Source organism: Pelagibius sp. Alg239-R121 (assembly GCF_947331435.1).
Taxonomy (GTDB): domain Bacteria; phylum Pseudomonadota; class Alphaproteobacteria; order Kiloniellales; family Kiloniellaceae; genus Denitrobaculum.
This window is the reverse complement of sequence record NZ_CAMZOF010000009.1, coordinates 309,746-327,666: the sequence shown is the minus strand read 5'-3', so window position 1 is coordinate 327,666 and position 17,921 is coordinate 309,746. Positions and strand designations below refer to the sequence as shown.

17 protein-coding genes and 1 tRNA gene are annotated in these 17,921 nt (G+C 54.5%); 5 read left to right on the top strand and 13 right to left on the bottom strand.

Going from position 1 to position 17,921, the window contains the following annotated elements; all coding sequences use genetic code 11:
• Positions 1-117 precede the first annotated feature (117 nt).
• Genes QMZ18_RS28100 through QMZ18_RS28085 form a run of 4 tightly spaced genes read right to left on the bottom strand, consistent with a single transcriptional unit; the run spans position 118 to position 3,298 of the window.
• On the bottom strand, positions 118-327 hold the full coding sequence (locus tag QMZ18_RS28100; RefSeq protein ID WP_282609712.1) for a hypothetical protein: 210 nt from the start codon (positions 325-327) through the stop codon (positions 118-120).
• A 4-nt stretch (positions 328-331) separates the two neighbouring features.
• Entirely contained in the window at positions 332-742 is a 411-nt protein-coding gene (locus QMZ18_RS28095; protein ID WP_282609711.1) for a hypothetical protein, read from the bottom strand.
• A complete protein-coding gene (locus tag QMZ18_RS28090; RefSeq protein WP_282609710.1) occupies positions 739-2,373 on the bottom strand; it encodes a DUF3631 domain-containing protein in 1,635 nt (544 codons plus the stop codon). Before QMZ18_RS28090 ends, QMZ18_RS28095 begins: the two co-directional genes overlap by 4 nt.
• Complete coding sequence (locus tag QMZ18_RS28085; RefSeq protein WP_282609709.1) at positions 2,366-3,298, bottom strand: toprim domain-containing protein; 933 nt, start codon at positions 3,296-3,298, stop codon at positions 2,366-2,368. Before QMZ18_RS28085 ends, QMZ18_RS28090 begins: the two co-directional genes overlap by 8 nt.
• 80 nt (positions 3,299-3,378) lie before the next feature.
• On the opposite strand from QMZ18_RS28085, the gene QMZ18_RS28080 reads away from it, so the two are divergent.
• Positions 3,379-3,579, top strand: coding sequence for a hypothetical protein (locus QMZ18_RS28080; RefSeq protein ID WP_282609708.1), 201 nt, complete (start codon positions 3,379-3,381; stop codon positions 3,577-3,579).
• Between the two features lie 115 nt (positions 3,580-3,694).
• Here the strand turns inward: QMZ18_RS28080 and QMZ18_RS37125 are convergent, their stop codons facing one another.
• The 5 genes from QMZ18_RS37125 to QMZ18_RS28060 all read right to left on the bottom strand — a co-directional run bounded on the left by QMZ18_RS37125 (position 3,695) and on the right by QMZ18_RS28060 (position 7,153).
• Positions 3,695-3,907 carry a helix-turn-helix domain-containing protein gene (locus tag QMZ18_RS37125; RefSeq protein ID WP_367575963.1) on the bottom strand — a complete coding sequence of 71 codons (213 nt, stop codon included), beginning with the start codon at positions 3,905-3,907 and terminating at the stop codon, positions 3,695-3,697.
• 172 nt (positions 3,908-4,079) lie between these two features.
• A complete protein-coding gene (locus QMZ18_RS28075) occupies positions 4,080-4,883 on the bottom strand; it encodes a hypothetical protein (RefSeq protein ID WP_282609707.1) in 804 nt (267 codons plus the stop codon).
• Entirely contained in the window at positions 4,880-6,118 is a 1,239-nt protein-coding gene (locus QMZ18_RS28070) for an integrase arm-type DNA-binding domain-containing protein (RefSeq protein WP_282609706.1), read from the bottom strand. Before QMZ18_RS28070 ends, QMZ18_RS28075 begins: the two co-directional genes overlap by 4 nt.
• A gap of 141 nt (positions 6,119-6,259) precedes the next feature.
• Positions 6,260-6,350, bottom strand: a tRNA-Ser gene (locus QMZ18_RS28065).
• 113 nt (positions 6,351-6,463) lie between these two features.
• Positions 6,464-7,153: an SOS response-associated peptidase gene (locus QMZ18_RS28060; protein WP_282609705.1), complete on the bottom strand. Its 690-nt coding sequence runs from the start codon at positions 7,151-7,153 to the stop codon at positions 6,464-6,466.
• A 71-nt stretch (positions 7,154-7,224) separates the two neighbouring features.
• Between QMZ18_RS28060 and QMZ18_RS28055 the strand changes: the two genes are divergently transcribed.
• The gene (locus QMZ18_RS28055; RefSeq protein ID WP_282609704.1) at positions 7,225-7,416 is read left to right on the top strand and encodes a hypothetical protein; all 192 of its coding nucleotides are present in this window, start codon (positions 7,225-7,227) and stop codon (positions 7,414-7,416) included.
• A gap of 384 nt (positions 7,417-7,800) precedes the next feature.
• Positions 7,801-9,714 (top strand): bifunctional diguanylate cyclase/phosphodiesterase, encoded by a 1,914-nt coding sequence (locus QMZ18_RS28050; protein ID WP_282609703.1) that lies wholly within the window; start codon positions 7,801-7,803, stop codon positions 9,712-9,714.
• 58 nt (positions 9,715-9,772) lie between these two features.
• Here the strand turns inward: QMZ18_RS28050 and QMZ18_RS28045 are convergent, their stop codons facing one another.
• Both QMZ18_RS28045 and QMZ18_RS28040 read right to left on the bottom strand, forming a co-directional pair.
• Positions 9,773-10,198, bottom strand: coding sequence for a response regulator (locus QMZ18_RS28045; RefSeq protein ID WP_282609702.1), 426 nt, complete (start codon positions 10,196-10,198; stop codon positions 9,773-9,775).
• Positions 10,199-10,399: 201 nt separating this feature from the next.
• Positions 10,400-12,814, bottom strand: coding sequence for a PAS domain-containing protein (locus QMZ18_RS28040; RefSeq protein ID WP_282609701.1), 2,415 nt, complete (start codon positions 12,812-12,814; stop codon positions 10,400-10,402).
• Between QMZ18_RS28040 and QMZ18_RS28035 the strand changes: the two genes are divergently transcribed.
• On the top strand, positions 12,795-14,420 hold the full coding sequence (locus QMZ18_RS28035) for an extracellular solute-binding protein (protein WP_282609700.1): 1,626 nt from the start codon (positions 12,795-12,797) through the stop codon (positions 14,418-14,420). The genes QMZ18_RS28040 and QMZ18_RS28035 overlap by 20 nt on opposite strands.
• A gap of 144 nt (positions 14,421-14,564) precedes the next feature.
• Here the strand turns inward: QMZ18_RS28035 and QMZ18_RS28030 are convergent, their stop codons facing one another.
• Positions 14,565-15,671: a porin gene (locus tag QMZ18_RS28030; protein WP_282609699.1), complete on the bottom strand. Its 1,107-nt coding sequence runs from the start codon at positions 15,669-15,671 to the stop codon at positions 14,565-14,567.
• A 674-nt stretch (positions 15,672-16,345) separates the two neighbouring features.
• On the opposite strand from QMZ18_RS28030, the gene QMZ18_RS28025 reads away from it, so the two are divergent.
• Positions 16,346-16,576 (top strand): hypothetical protein, encoded by a 231-nt coding sequence (locus QMZ18_RS28025; RefSeq protein ID WP_282609698.1) that lies wholly within the window; start codon positions 16,346-16,348, stop codon positions 16,574-16,576.
• 138 nt (positions 16,577-16,714) lie between these two features.
• Here QMZ18_RS28025 and QMZ18_RS28020 read toward each other — a convergent pair whose 3' ends face one another.
• Entirely contained in the window at positions 16,715-17,860 is a 1,146-nt protein-coding gene (locus tag QMZ18_RS28020; RefSeq protein ID WP_282609697.1) for a PLP-dependent aspartate aminotransferase family protein, read from the bottom strand.
• Between the last annotated feature and the right edge of the window lie 61 nt (positions 17,861-17,921).

Here is a 17,921-nt window from a genome sequence, read left to right as displayed (position 1 = left end):
TGTTCCGAACAGAACGCGCTCTTTCGTTGCTGCGGTTGTTGGCAGTATCGCCAATGGCCTTGGCCGGGGTGGCCGTCAATCCAACGACAGCCGGTCGGCTCTTGCGGATCGGTCGGCTTATCCACGCGCTGCCTCCTCCGCTTCGAGGTTCGCGATCATCTCGTCCACCGCTTCCAGCGACGCGCGGGTATCCGCAATCATGGCCGTCTCGGCTGGGCTGATCAGATCATCGGGCGGAAAGTTCGATAGCCGCAGGATCTGGCTGTTGACCGACTCCGAAAGGCGTGTGCGGAGCCTGAGTAAGCGTTCTGATGTGTCGTTGACCATGAGTCTACTGCGCCTCCTGTTGTTGCCGCTTCACGACAAAACCCAAAGTCCACAACGGTATTTGGCCAGGCCGAACGCGGCTCGGGAAACTTTGACGTGCGCCGTTTCGGATCTCGATAATTGCGGCATGTTCGGTGAGAGCCACCACGCGGTCGCCACGAAGCAGCCAGCAAAGGCCGGCCTGATCAACACGTGGTTCCGGCGCATCGGGCGACACGCCGAACAGTGGCAAAACGCCCCAGCCGAGGAGGAACGCTTGTTCGCCCCAGGTCTGAAGGAAGTCCGCAGCGTCCTCCTGGGCTTGCTTCCAGCGACCGTCAGATAGAGGCAACGGTTCCGGTTGACTCAGGAGGCGCTCGACGCCCCATGACCATTCTCGCGGCACCTGGGGCGCTTGCATGGCTGCGGTTCTCATGCCGAACCCCCTGGTCGACCAACCGCGAGGTATTGGTCGTAGCAGGCACCGTCTGCATGCAGCCAGTTGCCGCCAGATGCCGGAATCGGCTCGCTATCGACTGGTATTGTGCCGCCACACTGAACACAGGATTTTGGACTGTCAGAAGCTGAAACATGGCTATTATGCCCTGTACCCCCCTTTCTAAGCGCCACACCGCCACAACCCGCAGGAACACTGGAGTTTTCGGGGTTTTCTTGCCGCCACAAATCCGATTGTGTGGCGGCTCCAAAATCGCTGTAACCCGCAGTATCGTTGGGTTGTGGCGGTGTGGCGGCTAGAACAGGGGGTAGATAGCGAGAGAACACTTCTCGGAACTTTGACAGCTTGTATCCCTTGGGTGTTGCACCGCCGGTTCGGACGGTTCCCGGTGCGATTCCGAACTTAGCCAACTGCCGAGCCAGTTGCGGCTGTGTCATCGGCTTGCCTTGCCGCCACTCGCACCATGGGCGGGCCTCCAACTGTGCAAGCTCGTCACACAATTCTGCGGAAGAAAGCACATCGGCGTTGCGGCTCGCGAACGAGCAGCGGATATCGGACAGCAACATCACCCGGATAGAACTGTCCTCATCGATACCCGATAGATGCACGGCAGCTTGTCGGGCTACTGCAGGCCATCCACCGCCCGCCACATCCGCAATGGCTAACAATGGGCGCCATACATCCGCTGCTCGGTTGACAACACTCTGAGGCATTTCGGGCTCGGTCTCTCGTAGCAATTGCTCGTTGTCCACGGTCCAGCGCTTTATCTCACAGGCGATTTCCCGCAGGTGGTCGACACGATCAGATCGGAAGTTCTCGGCATACTCATCGATCTTGCGCCGTTGCAGCGTGATCTTGATGGAACGGTCCTCAATAGTGCCGGGAAGGTTACCAATACCTGCTAGGGCGACGGGGGCGTAGGTCTTGAACCCTTTGACCTCATGGTCATCGCCGATACAGCGCATGTGTCGACCGCCCTTGGCGAAACCAGCGTTGATGCAGCCACGAAGCTCTTCGTTTTCCTTGATGAACGTGTCCGCCTCATCGATCAGCAGTGTCGGTTGCCTGGAATCGATCAGCCGGAACATGACCGCTGTGGAAAGACTTTCGGACTTCACCGCTCTCGGCGCCATAGGTTCGATCACGTCAAGCAACGTGCTTTTCCCGCAGCCTTTTTCTGGCGCTCCGACCGATAAACGCGGCGTGTGTTGCCAGTTCTCGAAGCAGTGGCAGTGAACAATCCAAAGTGCAGTCGCTTCTGCCGTAAAGGCAGGCATGACGACATATCGACGGATCGCGCCGGTAATGCGGTCGAGCAAATCGACACCATCAACCGGATACTCGCAGGGCTCTGGATTGAACAAGCCGAGATCGTCGACCTGGCTGTCACCGGTAGTGTGGTTCTGTGGCCGGGCTTTCCTCACTTCATCATCAAGGACAGAAGCCCGCACCCCGAGGGCCTTCGCTTCTTTGCTGCGGACAGCCTCGTATTCCATGATTGGAAGCTGTGCCAGGCGTTCGACCGCCTCAGCGGGGCTCTCGGTTATCGTCTGGGCATTATCAAAAGCCGCTTTGACGATGTTGTCGTCTTCGCCTCCGATATCATGCATGGGCCTGCCCTCCCTGCTGCGAGCGGGCTATCTGGTCCATGAGAGCCGCGTTGAAGTCCTTCGCCCCCTCCGGTGTCGCGATACGGACTTGGCGACCTTCCTTTCGGAACCTGGCTGCTGCGATGCCGGCGACCTTCTGGCCGGGCTCATCGTTGTCGGCAGCGATTACTACTGACCTCACCGTATCGGGCAGGCGCAAGCCTTGAAGACCAGACGTGCCGCAACAGGCTGCTGCAGGCATTCCGGTTTCCTGCAGGACTGTCAGAGCATCTTCAACGCCTTCGCTAACGGCGAGTTCTTCGGCATCCCATGGTGCCAGCCACACCGCACCGCCAGCGCAGCGGCCCAAACTCAACTTATTGTCGGAGACTGGTGCTTTCCGCTTGCCGTCAGCGGTCAAGAAAATGCGGGTGATACCGGACACCTGCTTGTCCGGCCAGATGCGAATGCACCCGATCAGGCATGGCAACAGCATGCCGGTTGCTCGGTGCTTCAGGCCACCGTGGTAGCGCAAGCTTCCTGGCCATGGCGGACGGAGACCGCGTTCCCGCAAGTAGATTTCGCCAATAGTGTCCGCGAGCGGGGTAGAGGACTTGATAATCTCTTGGATGTATTCGGCCTTGCGCCGCTCCTCAGCTTCCCGCAGGGCCTCGTCAGCCCGCAGCTGGACCAAACGTCGCTCTCTGTCCTCTTGAGGCTCGGAAGGCCCGTCACGCTCCGGCAGGAAGCCACGGGCGCGCGCTTCGTCCTTGAGATCGCGCCAGTCACAGCCCGAATAACATTCGAATCTCGGACCGTCCTCGCTATCCCATACCTTCATGCTCGGGCGCTTGTCGTCGTGCCCTGGAGCAATGCAGCAGGCGGAACCGTAGCCGGACATCCAGCGGCCTTTAAGGGCGGTCGTGATCTGCCTTGCGGTCATCATCAGCGAACCTCCCGCAAAATGGTTGGATACCTGTCGGCGCCCAGCGCTCGTATGACCGCAGGGTCAAGGCGGTTGTAGTCTTGGAAGATCTCGCGCAGCCGGTCTTCGCAACCAAGCTCAACCGCGACCTGGGCGAACGCTGCAACGATCGCCCGCTCGTCGTGGTTTCTGATCATCCGACAGACCGGGCCGCGAAAGCTAGGGTCTTGCTCCAACGCGACCATGTCTCGGCAGTCGCCTCGGCGAACTGGACCAGATGCGGGCGCTGGGACGGCGGTTGAACTTTTGAGGGATTCTCTATACATTTGGCTTATTCCTCTTCTTGGGGAGTGCGCCTACCAAGCACACATGACGTTGCGGCCCCCGCCGGTGAGAGGCGGGGGTTTGCTTTTGGGATTAGGCTGCTTGGGATTCGGCCTTGCGAGCTGCAAGCCAATCTTCGAGGTCACGAGCGTCAACAAGGCGCTTAGTGCCAATCCTGAATGACTTTAGCCGACGGGCCTCGTCGGGGTCGTTCAACCAATTGTAAACGCCACTTTGTGAAGCGTTAAACATGGTCTGAATCTGCGCGATGGTATGAGCGCGCCGCTCAACATATGGTTCGGACAATTATCTTTCCTCACTGCATTTGCCTGCTAGCTATCGCTGCCTGCGGTAACCAGTGGCCGTTGATGTGATGCAGTGAAGTTGAGCGAACTTGGGCACAAAAAAAACCCACCCAGAGGTGCTCTGGACGGGTTCAACGTAGCGTCGAGTGGGTTTAACTAATTGAATTAATGCATTATTTTATTTTGCTTTTGTGGACAGACAATGCCGCCACTTCGTGAGGAAGCAAGTTAGGTATTTCGATGCCACATGGTTTCCCCGCCAACCAGATAGGTGGCAGCAATGACTCAACATCGTGAAAGAGCATTGTCTTATTCGAATGAGGTACAAAGCTCTTTGCGAACAGCAAAAACGATAGCGACAAGTTTGCTGTTATGTCTGGAGTGTCATAGATGGTTATCAGCCAGTCTGGATCTTTTAGTTCGGTTGACCGATACGCTCTAAAAAATATGGCTGCAGCTAAGTGGGCGACAGGTTTGAATTCGCTCCACAATGATTCAAGTGAACTCTGACTTGATTTCAGCCACGCGTATTTCGTCTCGGCTATCGCTAATGTCCGTGCCTTTGCAACACTCGCTCCGTTCGTAAGATCTAAGTTCGGAGTCAAGTGCATAGCAAGCACTTGATAAAGCAAATATCCGGCGTTCAATGCTTGCCAGAGACGACCATCATCAACACCGACTGCTTGATCAATTATCTTTGCCAGAGCTACGTCCATATCCTCCGGTGACTGAGGCAGCTCAGATAGCGTCTTTGCGAGATCCAACACCACTTTATCACGACTTTGTCCGGGTCTAATTGACTGCTGTTCAGTGGCAAGAAATCTTAAGATCAAAGATCTTTTGAGCTTTACCCTTTCATGAGCCTGTTCCTCATTCGGCCAACAGATATACGCCAGGAGATTAAAACTAACTCCCACTGGATTGAGCGGATAGCCCAAGTCCATCAGCTTCGCGTTACTCATTTCAACTGCGGTCATGTCAGCTCCGCCCGAAGCTTCACCACATTCTCGGAACTGCGTGGAGGATTGGAGATATAGCTCGCCCAGGCCTCCATGACCTTACGGCGTTTTGCCAGCACGTCAGAGCGCCGATACGCACGCGAGGCTGCATTCCCGACCACATGAGCCAGACACATCTCCGCCAGTTCGGGTGCAAAGTTGGTACGGTCGGCTACATAGTCGCGGAAGCTGCTTCGGAAGCCATGACTGGTGAATTGGCCGTACCCAATTCGCTCCAACAACTTCAAGAAAGCCATGTTTGATAATGGGCGCCTGGGTCTCTGGCCGGGGAAGACATAGAGGCTATTATCGATCACTGGCATAGATCTGATGACTTCCAAGGCCGCCGGCACCAGCGGAACCCTATGCTCGGCTTTCGATTTCATCCGTTCTTTTGGAACAGTCCAAATCGCCTCTTGCATATCGATTTCTTCGCGGGTGACCTCAAGGCATTCAGTCGTTCGCGCTGCGGTCAGTATCAGAAACTCTAATGCCCTAGCTGACACCTCCTCGCGCCGACGCAGTTTCGACATGAATTCGTACATGCGGTCGTATGGTAAGGCCGGGTGATGAACGACAGTTTTGACTCGGCTCGACTTGGGCAAGACCTGATCCAGATGCCCTCGCCAACGTGCCGGATTCTCTCCTGTCCGGTGTCCGCGTACCGTGGCGAAGTCGAGGACCCGCTCTATACGTCCTCTAAGCCTTGAGGCTGTTTCTGCCTTTGTAGTCCAGATCGGCTCCAGGGCCGCGAGCACAAGAGTTGTATTGACGGCGGCGACATCCAGATCACCGAAATGAGGATCAGCGTAAGTCTTTAGGGTGTTTCCCCACTGTTGCCGGTGTTTTGAGTTCTTCCATGAGGATTCGTTGGCGACAAGAAACTGTTCGGTACATTGCTTGAATGTTGTCGCTTTGCGCTGGGCTGCCTTGTCAGAAAGTCGCCTGGCCTTTCTAACTTCAATGGGGTCTAATCCCTCTCGAAGTAGCTTCCTGTTGGCCAGTGCCTCGTCGCGCGCCTCAGCAAGCGATACTGTTCGATATCCTCCCAAGCCCATTTCTCGAGCTCGATTGTTGAGGGAGAATCGAAACAGCCACGATTTACTGCCGCTCTTGCTGATCTGGAGGTACAGCCCTCCCCCATCAGCAATTAGGCCTGGCTCTTTCGCTGCTTTGACCTTTCGGTCTGTAAGACGATTGATCTCGTGCGCCATCCCATCCTACCCATGTTTTTACCCACAAGATATAATTGGTTTTGGGTGGGATGCAATGGACAGTCGTGGAATTCCCTGGAATTGTTTTCCAGGGTTTCTGGCGATTTGGTGAATGTCAGTGGTATTGTGTGGAAAAGTCTGTGGCGGAGAGAGAGGGATTCGAACCCTCGATACGCGATTAACGTATACTCCCTTAGCAGGGGAGCGCCTTCAGCCACTCGGCCATCTCTCCGTTCGCGCGAAGCGGCTGAATATCTATGGTTTTTGCAGGGCGATGTAAATCGAAAAATCGACCTCTGCGAAGATCGGCCGGAAAGACGATACGCCGCAACACTGACCAATCGGCTAAATCAAGGTTCCCGTCATAGGTTCGGCAAGCTGCGGCCCCTCATTGCGTACGTTGCCCACATCAGGACCGACTCGATGCAAAGTGAGCAGTTGACTTGGATATTGGCCGATCACACGCAGCGCGTCGGGAACATCCGCCATCAGCCAGGTCGCATAGTCCTCAGGCGGCAGAATGACCGGCATACGCTTGTAGATATCGGCCATCGCGTCGTTGGCAACCGTGGTCAGGATCGTAAAGCTGTAGAAATCAACCGCCTGCCCCTTTGAAAATCCGCGCCAGGCGGTCCAGAGACCCGCCATGAAGAACAAGCGGTCGTCCACCTGCGAAATCAGCCAGGGTTTCCCCTTGCCCTGCCACTCATAAAAAAACCGAACCGGGATCAGACAGCGTTGCGACTTCAGCGGCCCGCGATAGCTGGCCTTTTCCATGATTTCTTCCGACTTCGCGTTGAAGGTCGCAAACTTCAATTCTTCCAACGGTTTATTGAACCACTCGGGCACCAGGCCAAATCGGGCCATGGCACAGCGATGCTCGTGGCGGTCGCTGAGTACCACCGGAGCAAGCTGAGTGGGCGCAATGTTGTAGCGGGGCTCAAGATCGAATGCCGGTGCCGTCAATCCCGTCAACTCCAGGGCGTCGACGACCTCTTTCCAGGTCAAACGAGCAATTCCGTAACGTCCACACATATCAACAGTCTACGCGATTCTCGGGATAAATCCATATTGTTCTTCTTTTGTTCTTATTCTAATCTCCTGAGATGTTCGATGAGATTTCCGCCAAAATCGCTCAAGCCTTAAAGCGCTCGAAAGTCCTGATCAGGGTCAAAGGCCAGGATCCCGATACGGGGTATCGCGTGGCGGCGAAATACATCGCGGAAGAGTTGGAACGCTCCTATGAGATCAGGCGGCGGCGGATGAACGGAGGATATAAGGTCCCGGGGAACGAGTGACCAAGCCTCCGAGGACGTCTCATACACTTCAAATTGCCGAATGAAGCTTTGATTGCCGAAAGCTTCGGACTTTGGAGAGTAACTCATCGCAGGCATGACAGAGTTCAAAGGACCGGCCCGCGCTTCGAGAGCAGCCAATGCTATAAAAACACTCTGAAAGTGGGCCTTTACCTCTGACCTGCGATATGTACGGACTGAATAGCTCACCCATGTTGTTTCAAGAAAAACAATCATCGAAACAGCGCAATACAGTCTCCGCCTAGATTCTTACATTGGAACTTCTATTAGAAATTATACTACTTCGAATAGGGTCAATAATTTATACACAAATGTTACAGATAATGGAGTACTGGCAACCAACAGATCATTCCACGGCACCATATAATGCCTCTCTCTCAACTAACCGAGCTACAGCAAACTCCTTCGGACGCATTGATTCCGAACATTCTGATCATCGACGATGATGAGGTCGATTTCCGCGCAACCCGCAGGATGTTACTCGAAATCTTCGGTGACGAGTTAAGGCTCGGATGGACCTGTGACTGGAATGAAGCTGCAGAGGCTCTACGTGCCGACAGTTACGACGTCTATCTCATCGACTACTTCCTCGGCGGCAGAACCGGCCTGGAACTGATTGAGAGCTGTAACCGCGACGGCAAACCCAATGTCTTCATATTCCTGACCGGACACGACGACCGGGAAGTGGATGTCGCGGCAACCCACGCCGGCGCCTCCGACTATCTGGTAAAATCCGACATCAGTGCCGCCAAGCTTGAACGCTCTATCCGCTACGCGATCTCCATGGCAAACAAGAAAGAAGAGCTTCGGAAAGAGACCAGCGCCATTAAGGCGGCAAAAGAGGTCGTCGAACGACAATCGGAAATGCATGCAAAGCTCGCAAGCGATCTCTCGGCAACCCAGGAGAAACTTCGGACAGCCCTCAAGCGTGCTGAAGAAAGTGAGCAAAAACACAGGAACCTTGCTCAACAAGACCTGCTGACCGGATTGCCGAACCGGTCTCTCTTCATGACGCAGCTCGAAACCATGATTGCCCACTCACAGCGCAGTGATAAGGAACTGGCGCTACTCTTCCTGGACCTCGACCGCTTCAAATCAGTAAACGACACACTGGGGCACCCGATTGGCGACCTGCTCCTCATACAGGTTGCAGAGCGCCTGATGCGTTGTACGCGCAAGACCGACACGGTTGCCCGGCTTGGCGGCGATGAGTTTGCCATCATCGCAACGAACCTGCAGTGCTCCAACGACGCTGCCATCGTTGCGCAGCACGTGATCGACGCTTTGGCTGCCCCCTTCCAGATCGAGGGGCACGAAATCAACACGAGCACATCCGTCGGGATTGCACTCCTGAACCAGGATTGCAACAACGTCGATGTCTTGCTTAAGAATGCCGATGCCGCTCTCTATAAGGCCAAGGATGCCGGTCGCGGCATTTGCTATTTCTTCGACTCGGCGCTGGACATCCAGATGCGGACATTCACCGTCCTCAAAAAAGAACTCACCATCGCCCTCGAACAGAAACAGTTCTTCCTGGAGTACCAGCCGCAGGTAGAAGCTTCATCCGGCAAGGTGACGGGCGTAGAGGCTCTGGTGCGCTGGCAACATCCCGAGAGAGGCCGGATAGCCCCGATCGATTTCATTCCCACGGCCGAGTCCACGGGCCTGATTACCCCCTTGTCGGAATGGATTCTTCACGAAGCCTGCACAAAGACCGCCGAATGGTCCGCCTTGCACGGTTGTGACATTTCCGTCGCCGTCAATCTCTCCGCCGTTCAGTTCAGGCGCGGACGGCTAATGGAGACAATTGGTCAAACATTACGGCAGACCGGATTGCGGCCATCCTGCCTGACGCTCGAAATCACCGAAACAATCATGATTCACGATGTCGATGATGTCGAACAACAGCTGCACGCTCTTTCGGCATTGGGAGTGAAAATTGCCATCGACGACTTCGGTACGGGCTATTCTTCGCTGGCCCATGTCAGGCAATTGCCGATCAACAAGATCAAAGTCGATCGTTCCTTCGTCTCCGAAATGCTGACGGACCGGCGCGATGCCGCGGTGGTTGAAGCCGTGATCGCCCTGGGGCGAAACCTAGGCGTGACCGTGGTGGCAGAGGGCGTGGAAACCCAGCAGCAGATGGATTATCTGCGCGGTACGCCGGCGATCGACATCCAGGGCTTTTACATTGCCAAGCCAATGGCTGCCAGTGACTGCGAGATATGGCTGGCCGAGAACCTGCAGCCCAGCCTCAAGATGGCTGCTGCCGGATCGTAAACACCACGCTTCCGCTGAAGCTATAAAAGCTCAGTACGTAAATCAGACGTCAGTCTGATCAGGGGAATTCGACAACCCGCCAGTAGTGATCGATCAGCTTCATCGCTTCGGCAAAGCTGTCAGCGACATTGGACTTAACGATATAGCCTGCAACGTGCTTCTCGTAGGCTGACAGCCGGTCGCGTTCATCTCTCGATGTTGTTAGGACGAACACCACAGACGTATTCAGTTCCCGATCACTGCGCAGCTCTGCCAGAAACTCCAGGCCATTCATTCTCGGCATATTGAGATCGAGCAAAATCAGAAACGGAGACACGATCTTTTCACGCCCGTTCTGTCCGCGTAGATGCTCAAGGGCCTCCCGGCCATCCCGCGCAACGATAAGCGGGTTGGCGATCCGAAGCTCGAGGAGCGATCGCTTGATGGCCTTCACATCAACCTCGTCATCTTCTACGAGGAGGAATGTCACAGTTTTATCCGTCATATTTGGTTCGCATTGTTGGCACGAGGCGGTTGATCCGCTCCGGAAGCTTCAGGGTCGTTTTTTTAATCATAATACTAATCGAACAAATTGAACAAGCGAGCATAGGTAGCGATCCGGCCTCGCGAAAATCGGCTTCGGCAAATGCTTAATCGATAGGCCCAGTAAGTCGCCGATCCCTTCGCTTCACGATACTTCATCAATTTACTCAGCCGCCATATCCGAACGCGACTGCCACAGCTTAGGCCAGGTGAAGGTAAAGCCTGTCCCCCGCCCTTTCGCCGGATCGGACTCGATTTCAATGGAGCAGTCGGCGACCCGAAGCTGCTTGTGCACAATCGCGAGCCCCATGCCGCTGCCTTCGACCTGATCTCGGCCTTTGAGGGTTTGAAAGACGCCGAAAATACGTTCGTGGAATTCCGGTTCAATACCTGGCCCGTCATCCCGGACCGAGAAAACGTAGCGGCTGTCCAGCTCCGAAACGCCGACAGCAATTGTGCCTGTGTCACGATCATGATGTTTGATGGCGTTGGACATGAGGTTACGGAAAATCTGCCGGAGCGGCGATTTTGCTGTTACAAAAGTTGGAAACTCACCTTCGAGAATCAGTTCGAAATCCTTGTCTTGCATCACCAGATCGAACTCTTCTTCGATGGTCGATCTCACATCAACGCGTTCGACTTTCTCTTCTTTTCGGCCGACCCGGGAAAACTTCAGCAAATCGTCAAGCAAGGCTTCCAGACGGGCGACCCGGCCGCGAAGAAGCGTCATGTTTTCCCGGCTTTCCTGATTCATAACCGATGCCATGTCGGACTCGATCCAGGTTGCGAGATTATCTATACCGCGCAATGGTGCCTTCAGGTCGTGAGATGCGACGTAAGCAAATTGCTCGAGCTCAGTGTTCGAGCGTTTCAGCTCTTCCGACTGCAGCGCCAGCCTGTGTTCCGTCAACTTGCGTTCGTTGATGTCGGCAATCGAGCCGACCATACGTACCGGTTCACCTGTTTCTGTTCTTGAGGCAATCCCATTGGCCTGAAACCAGCGATATTCACCGGTTTTGTGGCGGAGCCTGTATTCAATATCGAATGGCACCCCATCTTTGAAATGAGCCTGCACGAGGCTCGCGACCGCGTCTAGGTCGTCGGGATGTACGAGGGATGCAAAGGACTTGAAACTGGGCTCGATATCACCCACGCCGTACCCCAGAAGACGATAGAAGTTCGGTGACCAATACTCTTCATCTTCGTTGATGTTGATCCAATCCCAGATCCCTACGCTGGAACCCTCGGCAGCCAATGCAAAACGTTCTTCGCTCTCTTTAAGGGCTGTTGTTTGGCGCCTCAATTCAGTCTCCTGCTCGCGCAACAGGATCGAGTTGTTCTTAAAGACGCGAACGGCATTCGCCAAAGCGCCAAATTCGTCCTGACCATAGACTTCAATTGGTGTTTTGTGATCGCCCTGTGCAAGTGCAAGGGTAGAACTGGTCAGCAACTCCAGGCGCCGCACGATCTGCCTGCTTACGAGAAAAAGCACGATCAGGGACGATCCAATCAAAGCAATCACGACAATCACAACCAACAGAGCGCGACTTGAGGAAATTGCCTCTGTCGCCGCTTTCGATTCATCCGCAATCGCTTGTTCTGCTTCTTCCGACAGAGCCGCTGCATGTTGATTGATGGCTCCAGAGATTTCAACAATACCGACATGGAGATGCGCGATACGGCTATTCAAATCCAAGATCTCAGTGCCCAACTGAAAGATATTCTCTTCTCCCGTAACAACCGAAGACAGCTCACGAAGCTGGATTGCCGTCCGGGCACGAAGCTCTAGGTCTTGCAGGTTCAGCGTTAATCTTGTCAGCGCACGAAGATCGAGGTCCAGTTCGGCCTTCAAAGAGGCCAGGCGAAGACGATCCCGTTCCAGCGTCGTTTGATTGAGCTTGTGAAAGAGTGACTCGGCACGAAACTGCATCTCAATGAGTTGCTCGATTCGTTCGACGTCCTCACCGGTAACACGATCGAACAGCTCAAGGATTTCTTCCGTAAACGCACGTCGATCGCTGAAGGTCTCCCGGAGTAGATCGCTGTCCTCGATGAACTGCGAAGACGACTCGATGACAACCGGTTCTACCGCATCGAGTATGAACTGGGTCGCAGCATAGGCCCGATCTATATTTCTATGCAGAAGCCGTTGCCTGTTGATTCTCTGCAAGACTTGCCGCTCCTGCGAAATTCTGTTCGCAGACAGCTGCACCACCAGATTGTCGAGAACGTCGACAACGTCGGTGGAAATACCACCCTGTTTCAAACGGCGGATGAGTGTGGGAAATTGTGTCAATAGCGCTTCGATGCTGACGATCTGATAGCTCAGTTCGTTCTGGTTCTCGACGCTGGCAAGCGCGGAGGTAGAGGCCGTGAGCGCAAAGGTTTGTTCGACCAATTGTTCCGCCACGATCATCGACGGAACCGCCTGCTCCAGGATTCGCTTCTGCGCCTCTTCGATCGCGCTGTAACTTGCAAAGGCAACGACAGCGGCAACAAAAGACAAACCGGAAATGGCGTAGAAGGCGATTCGCAGCCTCGCGCTGACGCTCAGTCCTTTGATCCATTTCCTAATCATTGAATGCTTGCCACCCTCACATCTTCATTTAGCCTATTTTACTAAAATTAAGGTAACAATTTATAAAATTCTGGTAAGTTATTATAAACATCCCACCTGCTTTATGAGAAATATTATGCTCCCCCGTTCTTCTCTTGGTAGTATTTCACGCCGACGCCTCCTAAGAACTGGCACGAGCGCCGCAATAGTCGGGGCATCCTCTTTGACATTTCCCGTTTCGACCCCCCATGCACAGGAGGCCGGATTCCACCTCGAGAAGCTTCACGAAGCGGTTTTACAAAAAGTTGCTTCGCTGGCCGCCAAGCGTGATATCGAACTTTCGATTCTGCAACCGAAAGGTTCTCTGGGAAACATTAAGCCACTCGGCGACCGCTTTACACAGGCTACGGGAGTAGCGATTCGCTATGTTGAGGTTCCAGTCGACAACATCAACACACAGATGATGATCGATACGGTCTCCGGCGCAGGCACCTTCGATCTCGCACTGCCGGCAACCTTTGGCCTCCCCGATCTTATTGAGGCCGGGGCTCTACTCAATCTTGATGATCTCGCTGCTCGATATGCACCCGATGCATTTCAGGACGACGCGCTGTTTTCAATCGGCGACTACTACAAAAACAGCCTTTACGGCTACCAGACCGACGGCGACGCCTATCTGATGTTCTACAATCGGGACTGGTTGGAGAATTCGGACGAAAAGAAACGCTTTGCCGATCAACACGGCTATGAGCTGAAAGTACCTGACACCTGGGACGAACTCGACAGCATGATGGCGTTTTTTCACCGGCCGGAAGAGAAACTTTATGGAGGCGCGCTGTTCCGCACGCCCAACTACATTGCCTGGGAATGGTGGATACGTTTCCATGCCAAAGGCTACTGGCCTTTCGCTGCCGACATGGAACCGCAAATCAACAACGCTGAGGGCGAAGAAGCCTTAGACGAACTGATCAGCGCATCGAAGTATCTTTATCCAGAAGCCCGCACGAACGGTCTGTTCGACAATTGGAAAGCCTTTGCCGAAGGCGGGATCTTTTGCAACATCGGCTGGGGAGGGACGCAAAAATTCCTGAATGGCCCTAATTCAGCGGTGCGCGGCAAACTCGCATTCGGTCCGACACCGGGCGGTATGGTCAAGGGCGCGCTTCTCCAGACGCCGTACTTCAACTGGGGTTGGAATTACACGGTCTCCAGCGCGACAAAAGAACCTGAAATCGCTTACCTCTTCGCACTTTTCGCCTGCAGTCCTGAAATGTCGACGGTCGCGGTCCAGGATGCCGGCGGCTACTTTGATCCTTTTCGTAAAGAACATTACGAAGACCCTAAAATCGTAGAGGTCTACAGCGCCGAGTTTTTGAAAACCCACCAGGAATCCATGCGAAAGAGTATTCCGGATCTCTATCTGCAAGGACAGGGCGAATACTTCGATGCGTTGCGTGAAAACATTGCCCAAGCCGAACGCGGTGAAATCACTTGCCGCGAAGCCTTAGACACGACTGCTAAACAATGGCGTAAAACCACCCGCCGAATGGGACGGCAGAGTCAGATCGAGCAGTGGAAGTTCCTTCGCTCGCTTTATCCCGAGGCAATCCGGGAACGGCTCGCCTGAAAGACTCTACAACCTGACAAGAAACTCAATAGGCAAGAGCGGGCCGGAACCAGCAAACCGACCCGCTCTTTGCCCACTTCCTTGTCGCGCCAGAACGCGATCAAGTAGGTGAAATCGCCATTGGAATCTGAGTGCTATTGCACTCTAGAAGCTTAGAACAAGACCCGTGACGATACCCCAGCCTTCATTGTCACTACCGGCAGCGTCCCCGGCATAGTCGACAGCGAAAACCGAACCGATGACATCAATTCCGGGACCTATACCGTAGCTCCCCGACAGCATTACCGTGTCGTTTTCGTCATCACCGTCTGTGCCGACCAAGCCTTCGACCTCGCCATGCAGATAGGAGAGGCTGATAGCGGCCGAATCCCAGGCATAGGCCACGCCGATATCATAACCGTCGCCATCGAACGACGTCCCAGTGTCGCCGCCGCCGCCCGCATTGCCTTCGGTATGGGCATAGGATCCTCCAACAGTAAATCCGGCGTATCCAACGTTGAACCCGAGGCTATAGCCTTCGGCGTCGTCATCCCCGCCATTCGGCGCCGATGCGGTTAGAAAACCAGCCGCCAGCGCCAGATCGACATCGCCAAGAGTCTCGACAAAGTTCACTCCAACCGCGAAGCCATTCTCATAAAGATCTTCCGAAGGCTGGGCGTTGTTGTCGCGTTCGAACTCGGGAATGTAGGACACCCCGACCTGCAGGCCGGAGAATCGCGGCGTGAAGTAGGTAATTTTGTTAGCCTTGTCCTCGCCCAGAAATAGAAAGGTCGATTCAAAGGCTGAGTCCGCATCGGATGAAGTCGTGTTCTCGACCCAGTCAGAGACATCACCATCGTTCAAACCGATACCTACGTCCGGGGCAGCGTATTGCATGATGGCTGCGGCATTGTCCCGCGACCCAATCTCCGCACGGCCGAAATCACCTTCGACATAAGCAAAGCTCTCAGCAATCTGCTCTTCGTCGTCCGTATTGCCGTTAAGAACAACTGCCGCACCAAACATAATGCCATTGTCCAACGTGGTTTCACCGCTGAACTCGACTTCTGCATCGCTCTTTTGGTCGAAATGATCCTGGTCCGTGTCGTTATCGGCGTAACCGAAGAACTGCTCCATGTAGCCACCGACTCCAAGCGCAATCGGCTCTTCTGCTTTGGCCCCGATAGATCCGCCCAGCGTCACGGCAAACAAAGATGCCGTCACCAACGCGGTCCGGGCCGTTCCATGCTGCAATTGTCGTTGAAAACTCAACTTCGTTCCTTTCCACAACTCGCCCAAGTGCGGTCCTAACATCGGACCTCGCTTCAGGCATCGTTTTACAAGCGCCCCGCCATTGGACTGGGCACAAGCATTCTCGTTAATATGTTATGTTATTACGTTTCGATGAATCAAGCATAACTAACGACCCGCTACATTGCAATCGCGAATCATTATCATTTGCATAATAAATCACAGAGGAAGAAGCTCTTGTCAAATAAGAATGAACTTGCAGCAAAACCTGCCTCAGTCGGTTCAGGCTAGTAGTGTTCACTGCAAACCGTTGGCTCACACAAGTGTCCCGTTTCAGGGCACCTTTCCTGCAGCCAGAAGCAAACTCAGTGGCTGAATGTGAATAAGGCATGTGACGATTAAGTCCGTTCCGTGTCCGGTCCTATCGCTTCGCCTGCCTTTCTGAATGCCAGGTTAATAGATTCGATGTGGAGTTTAGAGCGTTCAGGTATTTTTCTAATTCTATCAATTAATTACAGGAATATCATGCTGTTAACGCTGAACATGAAGGGCTAAACCATAGCGCTTTATGGATAGATATATGAAACCGCTATAGGCCGTAGAATTTGTTTGAACTAACACGATTCCATTCACTCTATCTTAAGCACGACACACTCAAAGTTACGTCAGATGGAATGCCGAATGAGGAGCATCTGATGGCGCTGTCCAGGGGCACGGTCGAAACACTTATCGACCTGGTTGAAATCAAACTGAGTTGTGTCGAGGTCTACGATCGTGACGACGCCAGAGAATTGGCACGACTAGAGCAGAGCCGGCGCGAACTGTTGGCATTGGCAGGCAGAGAAGACAACGAACCTGCCGAGATCGTGAAGATCTCTCGCGGCGCCCGAGGCCGGGGCCGAACCCGATCGACGGCGACGCATTAGGAGGGATGGGAGCATAGTGCTCCCAATAGAGGGCGATCGCTCTTGGCGGAAACATCCAAGAGAATGCAGTGTCCTCTAACTCTATGATACCGAGGCCGATTGACGCTTTTCACTGATGAGGTGAAAAACGATCAGGCTTTAGGCCAAAGCCGTTTCAAGATCCAAAATCAGATCCTCGACGTCTTCAACACCGACCGACAATCGCAACATATCGTCCGGAATCGGGCTGTCAGGTCCTTCGACCGACGCACGGTGTTCCACCAGACTTTCCACACCGCCAAGCGATGTCGCCCGTTGAAAGCAGTTTAAGTTGGCTGTGCAGCGCAGTGCCGCCTCACGCCCTCCCTTGATCCTTAGCGATAGCATCCCGCCAAAGCCGCCAGGCATCTGTTTGCGCGCCACCGCGTGCCTTGGATGACTCTCCAGTCCCGGATAAAGCACAGCTTCGATCGCCGCATGCCCGTCGAAATGTCTCGCGATCGCCATCGCGTTTTCACAACAACGTTCAACCCGCAGATACAGTGTTCGCATGCCGCGCAGCAGCAGCCAGGCTTCGAAAGTCCCCAGAACACCACCGACGTTCAGACGGTTATCCTTGATCCGCGCCCAGAGCGGATCTTCATTCGCAGTCACCAGCGCCCCCGCGAGCACATCGCTGTGACCGTTGAGGTATTTGGTGGCGGAATGGAAGACGATATCCGCACCCAGTTCGAGAGGCCGGCTCAGAACCGGGGTCACGACGGTTGAATCCACAACCAGTTGAGCACCCGCTGCATGGGCCACCTCTGCGACGGCCGCAATGTCGATAACATCCCAGGTTGGGTTTGCCGGCGTCTCAATCCAGACGAGTTTGGTCTTACCCGTCTGAACTGCCTCCTCAAATGCGCCTTCCTGGCTGGTATCGACAAGATCCAGTCCGATCCCCCATTCCGCACAGAAGGAAACCATCCAACTGCGTAACGTCCAGTACATGACATTCTGGGCGACGATATGATCGCCTGGCCGCAGTGCCTGAACGACCGCCGCTGCCGCGGCCATTCCGGAAGCAAACAGCAGCGCGTCCGTGCCGCCTTCCAAGCGCGTCAGAAGCGCTTCGGCTTGTTCCGGATTTGGCGCGTGATCCCGAGCATAGATCCGCCCGTCGACCAAAGGCTGGTAGTCCCGGTCACGCACGAAGGTCGTGGAGGGTTGAATTACGGGAACGACACCGCCTGTTGCAGGGTCGATGCTGTGCAAGGTTTGAGCGGCCAGGGTCGCGGGCCTGCGCGTATCCGAATCAGTCATACTGCCTGGATAACCCGCGCAGGCAAAAAAAGCCAAGCCTCTGTACCGCCTTTCACGAAAT